General features: G+C 41.3%; 2 protein-coding genes. Both read left to right on the top strand.

The window, feature by feature from the left end; genetic code table 11:
- A partial coding sequence (gene dusB / locus WB217_RS04550; protein ID WP_423991060.1) for a tRNA dihydrouridine synthase DusB occupies window positions 1–852 on the top strand: 852 nt, incomplete at its 5' end.
- A gap of 236 nt (window positions 853–1,088) precedes the next feature.
- Window positions 1,089–2,573: a lysine--tRNA ligase gene (gene lysS, locus WB217_RS04545; RefSeq protein ID WP_423991058.1), complete on the top strand. Its 1,485-nt coding sequence runs from the start codon at window positions 1,089–1,091 to the stop codon at window positions 2,571–2,573.
- Window positions 2,574–3,108: the final 535 nt, after the last annotated feature.

The raw sequence follows: 3,108 nt of genomic DNA, 5'->3' as shown, positions 1-3,108 counted from the left end.
AATGGTAAAACATTGGATATGTTATATATAGATGAACGCGAGAAGCCGCTGAGCCTTCAGATTTTCGGCGGTGAGAAGGATACGCTTGTCCAGGCGGCACAATACGTGGATAAGAATACAAATGCGGATATCATTGATATCAACATGGGCTGTCCAGTTCCGAAGATCACGAAATGTGATGCAGGAGAAAAATGGCTGCTTGATCCAAACAAAATTTACGAAATGGTATCAGCCGTAGTTGATGCAGTTGGAAAACCAGTTACCGTTAAAATGCGTATGGGCTGGGATGAGGATCATATCTATGCGGTTCAGAATGCTCAAGCTGTAGAACGTGCTGGCGGTAAAGCAGTAGCTCTTCACGGACGTACGCGTGTCCAGATGTATGAAGGGCATGCAGACTGGGATATCATCCGCGATGTAAAGCAGGCAGTAAATATTCCAGTTATCGGAAACGGCGATGTGCAAACACCTCAGGATGCAAAAAGAATGCTTGAAGAAACAGGAGTAGACGGTGTTATGATCGGCCGTGCGGCACTCGGAAATCCTTGGATGATCTACCGTACTGTTAAATTCCTTGAAACAGGCGAATTGATGGGCGAGCCATCTGCACGTGAAAAAATCGATGTCAGCATCCTTCACCTTGATCGATTGATTGCGTTGAAGAATGAACATATCGCTGTTCGGGAAATGCGCAAGCACGCTGCCTGGTACTTAAAAGGGATCCGCGGCAACGGTACACTCCGCAACCAAATCAATGAATGCAGCACGAGAGACCAGCTTGTTGGTTTGCTGACAAACTTCGCTGACGAAGTGGATGCTGCTAGCGAGGAAAATGCTCACCAAGTTGGATAAAAATTGACATTCCCAAATACATTTCCTATAATACCTTTATTAATGCAACTGCCAGTGGATAAGACTGGCAGTTTTTATTCTATTTAGTGCTTTTTTTATCATTCTTTTGGAAAACTGTAGTGATTTAGAGATTTTTAATGTCTGAATCGGATAGTTTGTGTAAAATAATAAAAGTATCCATTCAAACTTACTTAGGATTACATAATAAATTTATTTATATATTGGAGTGAAGCGACATGAGTCATGAAGAATTGAATGACCAGCTCAGAGTCAGAAGAGACAAGATGAATTCATTGCGTGATAAGGGCATGGATCCATTCGGTAAACGCTTTGAGCGTACGCACCTGACTGACCAGCTAATCAGCGAATTTGGGGAATTGGAAAAAGAAGAAATCGAAGCTAAGAATGTTTCGGTAAAAATAGCTGGACGGATCATGACTAAGCGCGGCAAAGGAAAAGCTGGCTTCGCTCACCTACAGGACCTTACTGGCCAAATCCAGATATACGTTCGCCAGGATGCAGTAGGCGAAGAGCAGTACGAGATTTTTGACACAGCAGACCTTGGTGATATCGTCGGTGTGGAAGGAACTCTTTTTAAAACAAAGGTTGGCGAGCTTTCTATTAAAGCTGCAAACTTTATCTTCTTGTCAAAGGCGCTTCGTCCGCTACCGGAAAAATTCCATGGACTTAAGGATGTTGAACAACGCTACCGTCAGCGCTACCTTGACCTGATCACAAGCAATGACAGCAAAACGACTTTCATCAACCGCAGCCGCATCATTCAATCTATGCGCCGTTATTTAGATGGACAAGGTTATCTTGAAGTTGAAACGCCATTAATGCATTCAATTGCTGGCGGAGCTTCTGCTCGTCCTTTCATCACGCATCATAACGCGCTGGATATGCAGCTATATATGCGTATCGCCATTGAGCTTCACCTTAAGCGCCTGATTGTCGGCGGCCTTGAAAAGGTTTATGAGATTGGCCGAGTATTCAGGAATGAAGGTATCTCGACTCGACATAACCCTGAATTCACGATGCTTGAGCTTTATGAAGCGTACGCTGATTGGCGTGATATCATGTCCCTTACTGAGAACATGGTTGCACATATCGCACAGGATGTTCTAGGAACAACGACAATTCAATATGGCGAGTATGAAATTGATCTTAAACCGGAGTGGAATAGACTCCATATGGTCGATGCGATTAAAGAACATACAGGAGTAGACTTCTGGAATCAGATGAGCACTGAAGAAGCTCGTGCACTTGCGAAAGAACACGGTGTTGAAGTTACTGAGCATATGTTATATGGCCACATTGTAAATGAGTTCTTCGAGCAAAAAGTAGAAGAGCACCTGATTCAGCCTACATTCATCTATGGGCATCCAGTAGAAATTTCTCCTTTGGCTAAAAAGAATGACGAAGACCCAAGATTCACTGATCGTTTCGAGTTGTTCATCGTAGCGAGAGAACATGCGAATGCATTTACTGAGCTAAACGATCCAATCGATCAAAGAGAACGTTTTGAAGCGCAATTGAAAGAAAAAGAACAAGGTAATGATGAAGCGCATGAGATGGATGATGATTTCATCGAAGCATTAGAATATGGTATGCCTCCAACAGGAGGACTTGGCATCGGGATTGACCGCTTAGTCATGCTATTGACTAATTCTCCTTCTATTAGGGACGTGCTATTATTCCCATTAATGCGTCATCGTTAATAGATTTAAATAAAAGGCAAAGCGGTCCAGGCTGCTTTGCCTTTTGATATATTTAGCATGATTGCTTCCCAGCAACAAAAGGATATAGAAAGACTTTGTTCACTATCGCATATCTAAATATCGCAATGGAGCAAAAGTCAGGCAGTTACCGGCTTAAGGATTAGATCAGCTCGAAGACTTGATGTTTTAATTGAATAGATTTAAATAAATTAATATGAATAATCTTTCTTTTGTTTCTGTAAATAAAAAACGAAAAAACATATTGCCATCGGCTTATAAAGATGCTATATTTATATCTGTTGCTACGAGCTACTTAGTCAGCAACAAACAAAATAAAAAAACTTATTGACATCGGGTTTCGCACCTGATAATATATAAGAGTTGCTTCTAACAGAGCGACGAACTAACTTGCTCTTTGAAAACTAAACAAACAAGCGTCAACAAACAATATTTTATAGTGACTTCTATTATATAGATGATCACTAGCCAACGTTTTAAATTATGAGCTAACTCATAACTCTTTTTTGGAGAGTTT

Origin of the sequence: Mesobacillus sp. (genome assembly GCF_049588175.1) — a bacterium.
In the GTDB taxonomy this organism is placed as follows: Bacteria; Bacillota; Bacilli; order Bacillales; family Cytobacillaceae; genus Mesobacillus.
Note: the sequence above shows the minus strand (reverse complement) of the source record. Positions and strands in the feature narration are given on the sequence as shown.

Coding starts and splice junctions, on each gene's coding strand:
- lysS (WP_423991058.1), top strand. CDS start 1,089: ATGAGTCATGAAGAATTGAATGACCAGCTCAGAGTCAGAAGAGACAAG.